The 13,635-nt window shown below is 61.7% G+C and carries 14 protein-coding genes and 1 tRNA gene; 9 read left to right on the forward strand and 6 right to left on the reverse strand.

The window, feature by feature from the left end; genetic code table 11:
• Positions 1 to 148: 148 nt before the first annotated feature.
• On the reverse strand, positions 149 to 2,146 hold the full coding sequence (gene acs, locus BUC24_RS16830) for an acetate--CoA ligase (protein ID WP_073218659.1): 1,998 nt from the start codon (positions 2,144 to 2,146) through the stop codon (positions 149 to 151).
• Positions 2,147 to 2,420: 274 nt separating this feature from the next.
• On the opposite strand from acs, the gene BUC24_RS16835 reads away from it, so the two are divergent.
• The 9 genes from BUC24_RS16835 (at position 2,421) to BUC24_RS16875 (ending at position 8,637) form a co-directional block, all read left to right on the forward strand.
• Positions 2,421 to 3,038 (forward strand): TIGR00645 family protein, encoded by a 618-nt coding sequence (locus BUC24_RS16835; protein WP_073218660.1) that lies wholly within the window; start codon positions 2,421 to 2,423, stop codon positions 3,036 to 3,038.
• Positions 3,039 to 3,047: 9 nt separating this feature from the next.
• A complete protein-coding gene (locus tag BUC24_RS16840; protein ID WP_073218663.1) occupies positions 3,048 to 4,577 on the forward strand; it encodes a fumarate hydratase in 1,530 nt (509 codons plus the stop codon).
• A complete protein-coding gene (murI, locus tag BUC24_RS16845) occupies positions 4,577 to 5,440 on the forward strand; it encodes a glutamate racemase (protein WP_073218665.1) in 864 nt (287 codons plus the stop codon). The genes BUC24_RS16840 and murI overlap by 1 nt, the downstream gene beginning before the upstream one ends.
• 80 nt (positions 5,441 to 5,520) lie before the next feature.
• A tRNA-His gene (locus BUC24_RS16850) sits at positions 5,521 to 5,596 on the forward strand.
• A gap of 502 nt (positions 5,597 to 6,098) precedes the next feature.
• Positions 6,099 to 6,488: a DUF4261 domain-containing protein gene (locus BUC24_RS16855; RefSeq protein ID WP_178372561.1), complete on the forward strand. Its 390-nt coding sequence runs from the start codon at positions 6,099 to 6,101 to the stop codon at positions 6,486 to 6,488.
• A gap of 179 nt (positions 6,489 to 6,667) precedes the next feature.
• Positions 6,668 to 7,219, forward strand: a complete 552-nt coding sequence (locus BUC24_RS16860) for an outer membrane beta-barrel protein (protein WP_073218672.1) — start codon at positions 6,668 to 6,670, stop codon at positions 7,217 to 7,219.
• Positions 7,220 to 7,325: 106 nt separating this feature from the next.
• The gene (locus BUC24_RS16865; RefSeq protein ID WP_073218674.1) at positions 7,326 to 7,718 is read left to right on the forward strand and encodes a hypothetical protein; all 393 of its coding nucleotides are present in this window, start codon (positions 7,326 to 7,328) and stop codon (positions 7,716 to 7,718) included.
• Positions 7,718 to 8,389, forward strand: a complete 672-nt coding sequence (locus tag BUC24_RS16870) for a hypothetical protein (RefSeq protein ID WP_073218677.1) — start codon at positions 7,718 to 7,720, stop codon at positions 8,387 to 8,389. Before BUC24_RS16865 ends, BUC24_RS16870 begins: the two co-directional genes overlap by 1 nt.
• Before the next feature lie 26 nt (positions 8,390 to 8,415).
• Positions 8,416 to 8,637 (forward strand): hypothetical protein, encoded by a 222-nt coding sequence (locus tag BUC24_RS16875; protein ID WP_073218680.1) that lies wholly within the window; start codon positions 8,416 to 8,418, stop codon positions 8,635 to 8,637.
• A gap of 14 nt (positions 8,638 to 8,651) precedes the next feature.
• Here the strand turns inward: BUC24_RS16875 and BUC24_RS16880 are convergent, their stop codons facing one another.
• The 5 genes from BUC24_RS16880 to BUC24_RS16900 all read right to left on the reverse strand — a co-directional run bounded on the left by BUC24_RS16880 (position 8,652) and on the right by BUC24_RS16900 (position 13,579).
• On the reverse strand, positions 8,652 to 10,526 hold the full coding sequence (locus tag BUC24_RS16880; RefSeq protein ID WP_073218683.1) for a hypothetical protein: 1,875 nt from the start codon (positions 10,524 to 10,526) through the stop codon (positions 8,652 to 8,654).
• Positions 10,527 to 10,697: 171 nt separating this feature from the next.
• Positions 10,698 to 11,132 (reverse strand): GNAT family N-acetyltransferase, encoded by a 435-nt coding sequence (locus BUC24_RS16885; RefSeq protein ID WP_073218684.1) that lies wholly within the window; start codon positions 11,130 to 11,132, stop codon positions 10,698 to 10,700.
• Positions 11,133 to 11,141: 9 nt separating this feature from the next.
• Positions 11,142 to 11,771, reverse strand: a complete 630-nt coding sequence (locus BUC24_RS16890; protein ID WP_073218687.1) for a helix-turn-helix transcriptional regulator — start codon at positions 11,769 to 11,771, stop codon at positions 11,142 to 11,144.
• Positions 11,768 to 12,982 carry an MFS transporter gene (locus BUC24_RS16895; protein WP_073218690.1) on the reverse strand — a complete coding sequence of 405 codons (1,215 nt, stop codon included), beginning with the start codon at positions 12,980 to 12,982 and terminating at the stop codon, positions 11,768 to 11,770. Before BUC24_RS16895 ends, BUC24_RS16890 begins: the two co-directional genes overlap by 4 nt.
• 51 nt (positions 12,983 to 13,033) lie before the next feature.
• A complete protein-coding gene (locus tag BUC24_RS16900) occupies positions 13,034 to 13,579 on the reverse strand; it encodes a hypothetical protein (RefSeq protein WP_073218693.1) in 546 nt (181 codons plus the stop codon).
• Positions 13,580 to 13,635 lie beyond the last annotated feature (56 nt).

A 13,635-nucleotide genomic window follows, 5' to 3' on the forward strand; every position in this document is an offset into this window, starting at 1 on the left:
CAGAGATTCAACTAACTGCAAAAGAATTGGGGTTGGGGCTATCGTTGCGGCGTGGCTGATCCAACGTGGTATGGGTCCCCGCCTTCGCGAGGACGATGTGCGGGGATGCCAATATAAGGGCGACTTCGCAGCCGCCCCTCCCCCACTCTTACGATGCTTCTTTCAGCTGCTCCAGGATAGCTGGATTCTCAAGCGTGGAGATATCCTGCGTAATGGTCTCGCCCTTGGCCAGCACGCGCAGCAAACGCCGCATGATCTTGCCCGAACGGGTCTTCGGCAAATTATCCCCAAACCGGATTTCCTTCGGCTTGGCAATCGGCCCAATTTCCTTGGCCACCCAGTTACGCAACTCCAGCGCCAGCTTCTTGGCTTCTTCACCCGTCGGCCGCGCCTGCTTCAGCACCACAAACGCACAAATCGATTCACCCGTCGTGTCGTCCGGCTTGCCCACCACTGCCGCCTCGGCCACGATCGGGTTGGCCACCAGCGCCGATTCGATTTCCATCGTGCCCATGCGGTGGCCGGACACGTTCAGCACGTCATCAATACGGCCGGTGATCGTGAAGTAGCCAGTTTCCTTGTTACGAATCGCGCCGTCGCCCGCCAGGTACATGCGGCCGCCCAGCTCCTCCGGGAAGTAGCTGCTCTTGAAACGGTCCGGGTTGTTCCAGATCGTGCGAATCATCGATGGCCATGGCCGCTTGACCACCAGAATGCCGCCCTGCCCGTTCGGCACGTCTACACCCGCCTCGTCCACAATCGCGGTCATGATGCCTGGCAGCGGCAAGGTGCAGGAGCCCGGCACCATGGGGGTGGCGCCTGGCAATGGCGTGATCATGTGGCCGCCGGTTTCGGTCTGCCAGAAAGTATCCACGATCGGACAGCGGGTGCCGCCTACATTGTTGTAGTACCACATCCAGGCTTCGGGATTGATGGGCTCGCCCACCGAACCCAGCAAACGCAGGCTGGACAGGTCGTATTTTTTTGGATGCACGTCCGGGTTCACGTCCGCTGCCTTGATCAGCGAGCGGATCGCCGTCGGCGCAGTGTAGAAGATGGTGGCTTTGTGCTTGGCAATGGTGTCCCAGAAGCGGCCGGCGTTGGGGTAGGTGGGAATGCCTTCGAACACGATTTCGGTGGCGCCCACTGCCAGCGGGCCGTAGGCAATGTAACTGTGGCCCGTAACCCAGCCAATGTCGGCCGTGCACCAGAACACGTCCGACGGCTTGATGTCGAAAGTCCATTTCATGGTCAGCGCGGCCCACAGCAGGTAGCCGCCGCTGGAATGCTGGACGCCCTTTGGCGTGCCGGTGGAGCCGGAGGTGTAAAGAATGAACAGAGGGTGCTCGGCGCTCACCCACTCCGGCTCGCATTCTGCCGGCTGATTGTCGATCAAGTCGTGCAGCCACAGGTCGCGCCCTGCGGTGAAGGGAATCGCGCCGCCCGTGCGCTTGTAGACGATCACGTCCTTGATGGTGGTGCAGCCGCCCAGCGCCAGCGCTTCGTCAACAATGGTTTTCAGGGGCAGGTGTTTGCCGCCGCGCAGTTGTTCGTCGGCGGTGATCACGGCAACGGCGCCAGCGTCGATGATGCGCTCCTGCAGCGACTTGGCGGAGAAGCCGCCAAACACCACGGAGTGGGTGGCGCCAATGCGGGCGCAGGCTTGCATGGCGGCCACGCCTTCGACCGACATCGACATGTAGATAATGACGCGGTCGCCCTTTTTGATGCCGCGCGACTTCAGGCCATTCGCAAATTTGCATACCTTTTCGTACAGCTCCTGGTAGGTCGCGCGCGTGACCGTGCCGTCGTCCGCTTCAAAAATGATGGCGGTTTTGTTGGCGTTGCCGTTTTTTAGGTTGCGGTCCAGGCAGTTGTACGAGACGTTCAGCTCGCCGTCGGGGAACCATTTGTAGAATGGCGCTTCCGATTCGTCCAGCGTGGTGGTGAAGGGCTTGTGCCATTCGATGTTCTCGCGCGCCAGGCGCGCCCAGAAACCTTCGTAGTCGCTTTCGGCTTCGGCACACAGCTTGTTGTAGGCGTCCATGCCCGGAATGGCGGCGTTGGCGACAAACGCGGCCGGCGGCGCGAACACGCGGTTCTCCTGCATGCCGTGGTTTTCCTGACTGACTTCGGTGCTTGCCATGCTTGTCTCCAGTGAGTGTAATAATTTTGCTAACAAGATAGCGTGAGTCGCTTACTGCGCCCTTACATGGGCCATCGCCACCCGTTCGATAGTACACCTTCGGCCTTCGGGCAGGCATGTAGACCCTGATGATTCTACCAATGTTTCATAGGGAAAGTGGTCTTATGGCCCCGATCAAAAGGCGACGATGCAGAGAGCATTGATCCGCCTAGAAAGAACTCTCAGGTAAAATGACGCATCGTAATTTTTTGCCTTTCTCTGGAGTTATATTTCAATGTCCGAACCACGTTTTGAAGGTACCCCCCGCAAGCTGACGCCGCTCAATAATCTGATTTTCATGAGCCGCTGGCTGCAGCTGCCCTTGTATCTGGGTTTGATTCTGGCGCAGTGCGTTTATGTGTTCCATTTCTGGGTCGAATTGAAGGATCTGATTGGCGCCGCAATGGGCAACGAGGCAGCGCTCCAGCATATTTTCGATGCCGTCACGGTCCCTGGCGCACCGCGCCCGAACAAACTCAATGAAGCAACCATCATGCTCGTCGTGCTGGGTCTGATTGACGTGGTCATGATTTCCAATCTGCTGATCATGGTCATCGTTGGTGGCTACGAAACCTTCGTCTCGCGCATGCATCTGGACGGCCATCCTGACCAGCCGGAATGGCTCTCGCACGTCAATGCCTCGGTACTGAAAACGAAACTTGCCATGGCGATCATCGGCATTTCGTCCATCCATCTGCTGAAGACCTTCATCAATGCCAAGGCTTACGGCGAGAAGGAACTCATCGCGCAAACGGTTATCCACGTCGTCTTCCTTGCCTCGGCCATGGCCATCGCTTACACCGACCGCATCATGATCGGCACCCAAAACCAGTCGAAACCCAATCATCACTAAGAGAACGCCATGACCGTCATCAAGCAAGACGACCTGATCGAATCAGTCGCAGCCGCCCTTCAGTACATCAGCTATTACCACCCGGCCGATTACATCCAGCACCTGGCGCGCGCTTACCAAACCGAGCAAAGCGCCGCCGCCAAGGATGCGATTGCCCAGATCCTGACCAACTCGCGCATGTGCGCCGAGGGCAAGCGCCCTATCTGTCAAGACACCGGGATCGTCAATGTGTTCCTCAAAATCGGCATGGGCGTGCGTTTTGAAGGCTTCAGCGGCACTGTCACCGACGCTGTCAACGAAGGCGTGCGGCGCGCGTACAACTTCGATGACAATAAATTGCGCGCCTCCATCGTGGCCGACCCGCAATTCGAACGCAAGAACACCAAGGACAATACCCCTGCCGTGGTGCATGTGGAACTGGTGGAAGGCAATACCGTCGACGTGCGCGTCGCTGCCAAGGGCGGCGGCTCGGAAAACAAGACCAAGTTCGTCATGCTCAACCCCTCCGATTCGCTGATCGACTGGGTCATGAAGACCGTGCCGCTGATGGGCGCGGGCTGGTGTCCGCCGGGTATGCTCGGGATCGGTATCGGCGGCACGGCCGAGAAAGCCATGCTCATGGCCAAGGAAGTGCTGATGGACGACATCGACATGTACGAACTCAAGCAGCGCGGCCCGCAAAACAAGCTGGAAGAACTGCGGATCGAACTGTGCGACCGCATCAATGCGCTGGGCATCGGCGCCCAGGGCCTGGGTGGCTTGACCACCGTGCTGGACGTGAAGATTATGATGCACCCAACCCACGCCGCGTCCAAGCCAGTGGCCATGATTCCGAACTGCGCGGCGACCCGCCACGGCCACTTTGTGCTGGACGGTTCGGGCCCGGCCTATATGGAGCCGCCGTCGCTGTCGACCTGGCCGGATGTGCACTGGACCGCGGACACCGAAAAATCGCGCCGCGTTGACCTGAACACGCTCACGAAGGAAGAAGTCGCTTCCTGGAAGCCAGGCCAGACCCTGCTGTTGAACGGCAAAATGCTCACCGGCCGCGATGCTGCGCACAAGCGCATCCAGGACATGCTGGCCAAGGGCGAGCCGCTGCCGGTCGACTTTACCAATCGCGTCATTTATTACGTGGGCCCGGTCGATCCGGTGCGTGACGAAGCCGTCGGCCCGGCTGGTCCAACCACGGCCACGCGCATGGACAAGTTCACCGACATGATGCTGGAAAAAACCGGCCTGATCGCCATGATCGGCAAGGCCGAACGCGGCCCGGCCGCCATCGAGTCGATTCAGAAGCACAAATCGGCTTACCTGATGGCAGTGGGGGGCGCGGCGTATCTGGTCTCCAAGGCCATCAAGAGCGCCAAGGTGCTGGGCTTCCACGACATGGGCATGGAAGCGATCTACGAGTTCGATGTGACCGACATGCCGGTCACCGTCGCGGTCGACGCCAACGGAACTTCGGTGCACACCACCGGTCCGAAGGAATGGGCTGCCAAGATCGAAGCGCTGAACGTGCCAGTGATCTCTGCCTGATGCTGGCAGCGTCCGTCAACGCCGATGCTCCTATCGGCGTGTTCGATTCCGGCGTCGGCGGCTTGTCGGTGCTGCGCCATATCCAGGCGCAGCTGCCGCACGAGCATTTGCTGTACTTCGCGGACTCGGGCTTTGCGCCTTACGGCAACAAGCCGGAATCGGTCGTGGCCGAGCGGTCGCTGGCGGTCGCACAATTTCTTGTCGCGCAAGGCGCCAAGGCGCTGGTGGTGGCGTGTAACACGGCCACTGTGGCTGCCATCAAGCTGCTGCGCACGCATTACCCGCTCATGCCCATTGTGGGTGTGGAGCCTGGCCTCAAACCCGCCGCGGCAGCCACGCGCAATGGCAAGGTCGGCGTCATCGCGACCAATGTCACCATCGCCGGCGAAAAATTCCTCGTGCTGCGTGACCAGATCACGGCGGCCAGCCAGGCACAGTTCCTGCTGCAAGGTTGCCCTGGCCTGGTCGAACAGATCGAACGCGGCCAGCTGGACGACCCGGCCACGCGCGCCATGCTGGAACGTTTTATCGCGCCGCTGCTCCAACAGGGGGCAGATACGCTGGTACTGGGCTGCACCCACTACCCTTTCGTTCAGGCCGCCATCGAAACGATTATTGCCGAGCACGCCCAGGGCGAGGTCAAACTCATCGATACGGGTCACGCCGTGGCGCGTCAGCTGGCGCGCTTGCTCACGGCGGCAGGTGCGCTCAATCCTTCCAATGACGTGCCCCCGTATTTGCACGCCTACACAAGCGGCGCGCAGGCAGCATTGTCTGACGCGTTTCTTACCCTGTTAAACTTGCAGCAGGCGGTGCTGGAAGTGCGTCTTGGCGCGGAAAAGAACCTCGCTGCAGCAATCTGAGAATTAGATTTGCCAGTTCGCTCAGAAGTTTGTATAATTTCGAGCTGTCCCGGAAACATCGGAACAAATGTACGTCAGCGGTGGCTGTAGCTCAGTTGGTAGAGTCCAGGATTGTGATTCCTGTTGTCGTGGGTTCGAGCCCCATCAGCCACCCCAAAGAATATTGCAGTACGCAAAAAGCCTCGGTTTCCTCAGGAATCGAGGCTTTTTTCGTTTTATGCTTTACAACTTGCATACCTGGACCCGACGGAATCGCCCATGCCGCTACAAATGTCCATGATTCTTTTTAACGCGGCGCCCTCCTTTGCCGCGGGCGACTTCACGGCCGCACTGCGCACGCACTGGCCAGAGCTGGCGCCGGTTGCGGACATTGCGCAGACGGACGCGACGATTGCCCTTCGGATCGGCGCAGCCGATGTCGTCATCGGCATCATGCCCGCGCCGATTCCCTGGTCGGATCTGGAAGGACCATGTGCAAGCAGCCTCCTCTGGCCAGATGCCGCCGCTGATGCACGGCAGCACCTCTGTCATGCGATTGTCACGGTGAGCGGGCAGCTCCTGCCTGTGCCCCTGTCCGTGCTGCTGACCCAGGTGACCGCTGCCGCCATGGCGTCCCCCGCAATCGCTTGGCGTGTTCTGGACCAATGCAGCCCTGCTTGTGCCAAAGAACCTGTTCGCCGACTTTGCCACCGAGGTCATCCCGCACGGTGCGCCCCTGCCCATCTGGGTCGACTACCGGGTTGGCTGGAACGATGGCAAAACGCACAGTGCGGGCTTTACCACGGGCTTGGCCGCGCTGGGGCTGATGGAGATGGAAGCCCAGTTGGCGGCCGAGTCGCCTGCCGAGTTAAGGAAGCGATTCGAGGCGATCACGCACTACCTCCTGGAAAACGGCATGGTCATCAGGGATGGCGACACCGTCGGTGAGAGCGCAAGTGAAAAAATTCGCGTCCAGTATTGCCCGTCACACTTTGGTGCGAAAGATCCAGTGATGCAACTTGTGTACGCCGCCAACGGCGACAAAAAACCGTGGTGGAAGCTTTGGTAGTGGCCATTGGCGCCAGCTTTTCCGCATATGCACATGCGCCAAATCTTGTTATACATATAAATTGATTTTCCCAAAAACAACAATAAAAGCACCACCACGGTGCAGGGTTTGGCTTGCTTGTATATAATGTAGCCCGCTGTCCATTCGAGAGACAGCAATAACCTTTATTTGGGATATCCATGAAAAAGAATCTTCTGATCGCTCTGATCGCAGCTGCCTCCATCGCTCCAGTTGCTGCACACGCACAAGCCTACCTGGGCGGCACCGTGGGCTATGCTCACCAGAAAGCAACCATCGAAGACATCGGTTCGGTCAAAGACCACGATGTGTCGGGTTCGGTATTCGGTGGCTACCAGATCACCAAAAACTTCGGCGCCGAAGTTGGCTACGTGTGGCTGAACAAGCTGCGTCCAACCGCTGACGACGTCACCTTCACCATCGAGCCACAAGTGACCTACCTGGCAGCAACCGGTTCGTTCCCACTGAACGACAAGTTCGCTCTGACCGCCAAGGTTGGCGTTGCTTCGACCAGCACCCGTTTCTCGGCTGCCGGTGAAGTTTCCGAAAAAACCCGCCAGACCAGCCCAGTTCTGGGCTTCGGCGTGTCGTACGCAATCACCCCGGAAGTTGTGGCAATTGCTCAGTACGAAAACTTCGGCAAAGTCGTGAAAGAAGACGGCGGCCACCTGAAAGCCCAGAACATCGGCTTCGGCTTGCGCGTCAGCTTCTAAGACAGTCTTTTCTGTCTGAACTGAAAGCCGGCCTTGTGCCGGCTTTTTTCATATCGGGCCGCCCGCCCGCGGGTAAAATCAAGCCCTCGCCCACATGGAATGTCGAATGAGCTACGACTTGATGGTCTTCACCCCCGCTGCCGCGCCGGCCAAAAAGCGCGGCCCCTTTCTCGACTGGTATGACGCGCAATCCGAATGGAAGGAAGATCACGGCTACGATGACGCGGCCGTCTGCGGCCCTGCCCTGCGTGCCTTCTATGAAGAAATCGCCCAGATTTTCCCGCCGCTGCTGGAAGACGATGGCAACGGCACCGACTACACCATCGGCAGTGCCCTGATCTATATGACCTTCGGCTGGGACAATGTGGACGCTGCATGGGAAGCGGTATTCCGCCTGGCCGGCAAGCATGCGCTGGGCTTTTTCGATGTCAGCTCCGACCTGGCTGAAACCTGGCTGCCAGACGGCAACGGCGGCTTGTACACCGCGCATGCCGATTAATGGCGCAAGCGCTGCCGATCTTCTGGCCGCACGCGGCAACGGTGGGCCACATCACGGTCAGCAGCGCGGCGGTACATGGGGTATTTCCGGCGCACCAGGGTGACGACGCGCGCATCGGCTGCCACCTGGTCGCCGCCGGCAAATACCGCAATGGCGCAGCGCGCGCCTGGTGCCGCAGTCACCAGCATTACTGGGGCACCAAGGCCGATCTGCAAGCGCTGGCCGAACAAGGCGAACAGCGCTGTGCTGCCGCCGATTGCGCCATGGCTTATGTGCGCCAGCCACAGCTCATCGACCTGACCCTGCGCCCCACCCTCCCCCAGGCCAGTGCGGCGCTGGCGCTGCGCTACGACCACCGCAGCGGCTTGTTTGCCAACGCTGACATCGTGCAGGTGAACCTGACGCCGCCTGCCGTCACGGCGCTGCTCGATGCCATGGCGCAGGGCCGCCAACTCGGTTGCGTCGATTGCCGGCACTGCGGCCATCCGCATCTCGATCTGGGCAGCTTTGCCGAGCGCCCCCACCGCCGTCACACTTGCGGCAACTGTGGGCACGACGCCACGCATAGCAGCAGCGATATCGTTTCCAATCCCTTATTTCCTCTGCTTCAGTATTACGGCGTGGCGATGCAGGCCGCGCTTTCAACCGTGCAGCGCTTTCTCGTGCTATAAAGACATCACCTACCGAGGAGAACAACATGGACGAGATGGAACGCCGCCAGCAGGAGCGCCGCCAGGATCACCAAACCGCCTCCCAGATTACCGAAGCTGCTGCTTTGCAACGTGCTTTTGGCAGCGATGCAGCCCAGCGCTTCCTCAAGCTGCGCGGCATCGGCGACGAGCTGGCGCAAGAACTGCTGATCGAAAACTACGACCGGCGCCAGGAAGCGCGGCGCGCCAAGCTCGCCTCAGTCAACTAGGGCGGCCACGGCCCTCACAGGGCGGCGCGGCGCAGGGCGGCCACCGGCACTGCCTGCAGGCCACCAGGCTCAGCCACGCTGCCCTTGACCGAGCCAATCACCCACAGGGTGGCGGCCACGATCTTCTCGATGCAGTCGAGCACGCCGTGGAATAACTGTCCGCCAATGGTGGCCAGCAGATGCCACAGACCGGTCGCGCTGTCGTGCACGATCCGGGCGTGGGTGGCTGTGCCGCATTCCAGCCAGCTGAACAGATCGCCCACGTCGCCATGCACGGCATGCGGAAACGCGGCCGGCGCAGCTGTCCCAGGCTTGGCGCGCGCGGCATTCTGGCTGCCCAGCGCCAGGTAAGCCTTGCCAAGCGAGGCATCGTCGGCCATGCCGGCGGCGGTCTGAAAGGCTTGCTCCATCGGGTTGACCATCAGGCTGCAGGCGCCGGCGCGCACTTCGAAGCGCGCGCCCGCCAGGCCGCTCACATGATCCACAATGTGCAGGGCACCGTGGGCATCGGTGAGCACGCTCAGGGCCACCGGCCCCACCATCCGGTACAAGCCATTGATATGCACCGAAGTCACACTGCTCGCACTGAGCTGTACAGCCGCGTGTGGCACGGGCATGCCGTTCTCATCGCTGACGCGAATGCAAGTGACGTAGGCAGAACTGCTGCATGCCTGCTGCAGCAAGTTCGACGGCGGCAGCATGATGCGGCGCCGGTTCCACAAGCCGGTCACGGGCGACTTGACCGATTTCAGCAGGCCGTCGGCGCCGCGCGCCAGCAGCACCAGTGCGCCATGCAGGCGGTCGTAGAACGGCGAAAAGGCGCTCACGCCAGCCAGCATGCACAAGGGTTTGCTCCAGGCGCCGGGGTCGGCCGCCTGGCCTTGGGCGCAGCTCAGGTAGAACAGGCTGCCGTCGGCGCGCAAACCCCATACCACCACGCGCTCGCCCGCCCGCAGTGCGCGCAGGCTGCGCACCTGCTCGAACAAGGGGGCCTGTGCCAGGTGCACGGCCTGGGCTTCGCGCGGGCTGCCGGCGGCAAACATATACAGGCCGCCCTGGGCCGCCACGTACAGATCGGTGCTGTTGTCGACGTTGCGGCAGGCGGCGATCGCCTCCGGCACCTGGTCGCCTGGCAAGCGCAGTGCGACCGGCGCTGGCGTGACCTGCCCGCCCGCACCGTGCAAGCTGCTGTACTGCAATCGGCGCAACCCATTGCCGCCTGACAGGGTGTACACGCCCTCGCTGCAGTCCGCGCGGCCCAATACGCTGGCAAAGCCGTCCAGCAGGGGCGCCGCAGCGCTGGCGTGGGCAATCCAGGTCGGATGGCTGGGCGTGCTTAAATCCAGATAGTAGCGGCGCAGGACCAGTTCGCGCGCGCCCGGGTTGGCGATGATATCGATCGCGATTTCGTAGCGGTCGCTGGCGTCGCTGATGAAGACCCTGGCAATGTGCAGCGGCTCCGGCGCCGCGCTGTCTTCCGCATTGTAGGGACAGGGCAACCAGCCGGGCGCATCGGTCCAGCTGGTATCGGCATCGGAATTGCCCAGGCTGAGGTAGAGGTGGTCATCGCTGCCATCGGACAGCACCATGGCCAGGTCAATGGCGCCGGACTCGCCTTGCACGGCAGCGAACTGCTTGCAGCTGGCACCCCACGGAAAATCGCGCCGGGTCTGGCCGCTGGACAGATCGGACCGTGCCCATCCATGTTCGCGCCCCGACTCTTCCTTGGCCACGCACAGCGCTTCGCCACTGCCAATGAAAAACAGCAGGGCGCCGCCGGCGCGGCTGTGCACCGCTTCGAACTGATGCTCGGCGTCGAGAATATCGGCCTGCACGGCGTACTGGGTAAGGTCGGACGCGGCGCTCAGCGTGAACTGTCCTGCACTCATGGGTCTTCCTGATGACTCTAAAACAAGGGAAGCACGGATCGGCGATGTTGACTGCAAATGGCGCAGATTACCGACGGTCGCGCCAGGAAAGGGGCCTAGTGTAGCAGTATTAACAATCCTTTTGAGCAAGTGTTTGCACAAAATGCTACACATTGCTTACTTTTCTGGCAGTCAGAAGCGTTTTACGAAACGTTTGCGCACTTCCTGGAAGCCTTGCGTGAGGTAAAAGCGATGTGCCTCGGTGCGTTTTTCGCTGCAGGCCAGTTCCAGGTGCGCACAGTTGCGCGCTTGGGCCCATTGCTGTGCATGCGCAACCAGCGCCGCGCCAGCGCCCTGCGAACGCCAGGTGGCATCGACCACCAGCGCTGAAATCACAGCCCAGGGACGGGCCACATGCAAGGGGGCAAACAGATGCATGACCAGCACCCCGACCAGCGCGCCATGGTCCATGGCCACGGTCACCTCGGCGCCGGCGCAGCTTAATTGTTGCTGCAGATGGGACAGGGGCGTGTCGTAGCCAAGCTGGATAAACAGGTCGGCAATGCCGGCGGCATCGCTGGCCTGGGCCGGGCGCAAGGTGATGGGTGTGGTCGGGCCGACATGCATGCCGGCATTCTACCCGCTGCTGGCGGGCCGGATGCGGTACACACAGCGGCGCCCGCCGGACAGCAGATGCTCGGCCCGTTCAACCTGGCACTCGTCGCCCAGTACACGCTGGAAAATGGCCAGTTCGGCGCGGCAGAAATTCTGGCATTCGCGCGCCGCCGCGCAGATCGGGCAATGGTTCTCGACCAGCAGCACGCTGCCATCGGCACACTGTTCCGTCTCGGCCATATAGCCCTCCGCATCGCGCAGCCGTGCCAGCGCATCAACCTTGGCCGCCAGATCCGGCTGATCCGCCACTTCCATGCGGTAATTGGCTTCGATCGCTTGATCGCGCGCGGCAATGAGCTGGTCCAGTCCCGCTTCGCCAAACACGCTGCGCGCTTGCAGGATCAACTGCACGGTCAGGTCGGCATGGCGGTCCGGGAAACGCGCATGGCCTGCGGCCGTCAGCACCCAGCGGCGGGACGGCCGGCCCACCTTGTCAGCCACCTCGTCGAAACTGACCAGTCCTTTTTCGTGGGCCGCTTCGAGCTGGCGCCGCGCGCCCATCGAGGTAATCGCCAGCGCGCTGGCCAGCGCCTGTGTGCTGGATGGCCCGCGCGTTTTCAGCAAGAACAGAATCTGTTCGGACGATTTCATGGCGCCACCCCGGCGGCTGGTCCGGCCATTTGCACGCGCCAGCCGCGCAAGCGCCAGCCTGCCCAGGCAGCAAGTGCCGCGCCCAGCAGTAAAATCAGGCGGGTATCGAGCAGGGTCAGTACGGAACCGGCCAGCGCCATCAGGATGTTGGCCAGGCAGAAGGTGGTCGACAGCAAGCCCATGACGGCGCCATGGCCAAAGCTGCCAAAGCGTTCGGCGCACCAGCCTGGCACCACCGCGTTGTAAAACGCGTTGGGAATGCCAAACAGGACGATGGCGGCAATGCCGACCCACACGTTGCCCACCGCAACCAGGGCCACAGTGGCGGCCACCGCGGTGGCATTCCAGGCTGCGCGGCGCAAGGGTGCAATGGCGCTGGGCCGCCCTGCCACCAGCGATGTGAGCGTCATGAGGCCGCACAGCGCCGCCGTGAGCCAGGCAATACCCGTGGCCCCATAGCCCGCCACCTCCACCAGCCACAGGGGATAGAACTCGTAGAACGCCGTCACGCCGCAGGTGTACGCCAGTTGGACAATGAACAGCATGCGCAGTTCGGTATGGCGCAGCAAATTAAAAGCATGCTGGTCGCGTGCCACCTGCCACCAGGCGCTGGTCGCTTTGGACGGCGCTTCCTGCGGCAAGGCCAGCGCCACCATCGCGGCGGTCAGCACCAGGGCGCCGCAGGCGATCCAGAACGGCACTGTGATGCCAAACACCAGCGTGGCGCCCGCCAGCAAGGGCCCGGCCAGCCAGCCCATGTAAAACGCCCCGTTCAGCCATGACAGGGCGCGCACGCGCAGATCGCCCTCGAGCTTGTCGGCCAGCAGCGCGCGTGCCACGGCGCCATTGCCTTCCATCAGGCCGGTGCCAAAGCGCGCCACAATGAACAGGGGGTAGGATTCGACCAGCAAGGCCCCGGCCGTGACGGCGTGGCCGATCGCCGCGCCCAGCGCCGTCAACAGCAGCATGGGGCGGCGCCCGTAGCGGTCGGACAGCGGGCCCAGCAGCGCATTGCCAATCAAGAGACCCAGCGGATTGATGGTCAGGGCCAGGCCAAACAAAAATTTGGGCGGCAAACCCATGAAAGAATTCAAGCCATTGCTGGCGCCAGAGGCAAACAGCGGTGGCAAGATGGGGTACGGCAGCGATGCGCCTATCGTGGCAAACAGGCCCAGCAGACAGGCGGCGGCAATCAGGAGCTTGGTGTGCATGCCCTGACTATACGATCAGCCCATCAATAAGTAAACGAAATAGTTTATAAATCAAAAATAAGGCAGGTCGCACTGGTCGGTGGGCTGGCGCGCGGCATCGAGTCGGAACGCGCACAAATCAAAGCGCACGCCAAAGTCGAGCGTGATGGTTTCTACTTTGCCATAGGGCAGGAACAGCGCGCGCTGCACATGCTGCCTGGCCTGCAGCGCACCCACATTGGCCGGGATGGTCATGCTGCCGTTCTGCTGCGGCGTGGCCGCGTGCTGGCTGCGGTCGACATCAACCATCAAATCGAGCTCGAGCGACACGCCGCCGTCAACCGCACGCACGGTGCCGAAACTGCGCTGCGCGCGCAGCACGCCCCAGCTACAGTTGCCCGCGGCATCGCACTGGCGCAACTGGGCCAGGGGAAAGTGCTCGCTGCTGCCGGTCAGGCTGTGCACAGGCCAGGCCGAACGCAAGCCATCGCGCTTGCCGCTCATGGGATTATCAAACGACAGGCTATTGATCAAAGAAACCGGCGGATCCGGCGGCGCACTGGCGCAGCCCGCCAGTGCCAGCGCGGCGAGGCCGCAAACGAAGGAAAAGGGGCGCATGATGAGCTTCCTGTCCAGCTGAAGAAGTTGACAACACAGGGAGCGTAACAGTGTGG

The sequence above is a fragment of the Massilia sp. CF038 genome (assembly GCF_900129765.1).
In the GTDB taxonomy this organism is placed as follows: domain Bacteria; phylum Pseudomonadota; class Gammaproteobacteria; order Burkholderiales; family Burkholderiaceae_D; genus Telluria_A.

Excerpts from the sequence above, each read along its gene's own strand:
- acs (WP_073218659.1), bottom strand. The coding sequence starts at position 2,146 with ATGGCAAGCACCGAAGTCAGTCAGGAAAACCACGGCATGCAGGAGAAC.
- BUC24_RS16835 (WP_073218660.1), top strand. The coding sequence starts at position 2,421 with ATGTCCGAACCACGTTTTGAAGGTACCCCCCGCAAGCTGACGCCGCTC.
- BUC24_RS16840 (WP_073218663.1), top strand. The coding sequence starts at position 3,048 with ATGACCGTCATCAAGCAAGACGACCTGATCGAATCAGTCGCAGCCGCC.
- murI (WP_073218665.1), top strand. The coding sequence starts at position 4,577 with ATGCTGGCAGCGTCCGTCAACGCCGATGCTCCTATCGGCGTGTTCGAT.
- BUC24_RS16860 (WP_073218672.1), top strand. The coding sequence starts at position 6,668 with ATGAAAAAGAATCTTCTGATCGCTCTGATCGCAGCTGCCTCCATCGCT.
- BUC24_RS16865 (WP_073218674.1), top strand. The coding sequence starts at position 7,326 with ATGAGCTACGACTTGATGGTCTTCACCCCCGCTGCCGCGCCGGCCAAA.
- BUC24_RS16870 (WP_073218677.1), top strand. The coding sequence starts at position 7,718 with ATGGCGCAAGCGCTGCCGATCTTCTGGCCGCACGCGGCAACGGTGGGC.
- BUC24_RS16875 (WP_073218680.1), top strand. The coding sequence starts at position 8,416 with ATGGACGAGATGGAACGCCGCCAGCAGGAGCGCCGCCAGGATCACCAA.
- BUC24_RS16880 (WP_073218683.1), bottom strand. The coding sequence starts at position 10,526 with ATGAGTGCAGGACAGTTCACGCTGAGCGCCGCGTCCGACCTTACCCAG.
- BUC24_RS16885 (WP_073218684.1), bottom strand. The coding sequence starts at position 11,132 with ATGCATGTCGGCCCGACCACACCCATCACCTTGCGCCCGGCCCAGGCC.
- BUC24_RS16890 (WP_073218687.1), bottom strand. The coding sequence starts at position 11,771 with ATGAAATCGTCCGAACAGATTCTGTTCTTGCTGAAAACGCGCGGGCCA.
- BUC24_RS16895 (WP_073218690.1), bottom strand. The coding sequence starts at position 12,982 with ATGCACACCAAGCTCCTGATTGCCGCCGCCTGTCTGCTGGGCCTGTTT.
- BUC24_RS16900 (WP_073218693.1), bottom strand. The coding sequence starts at position 13,579 with ATGCGCCCCTTTTCCTTCGTTTGCGGCCTCGCCGCGCTGGCACTGGCG.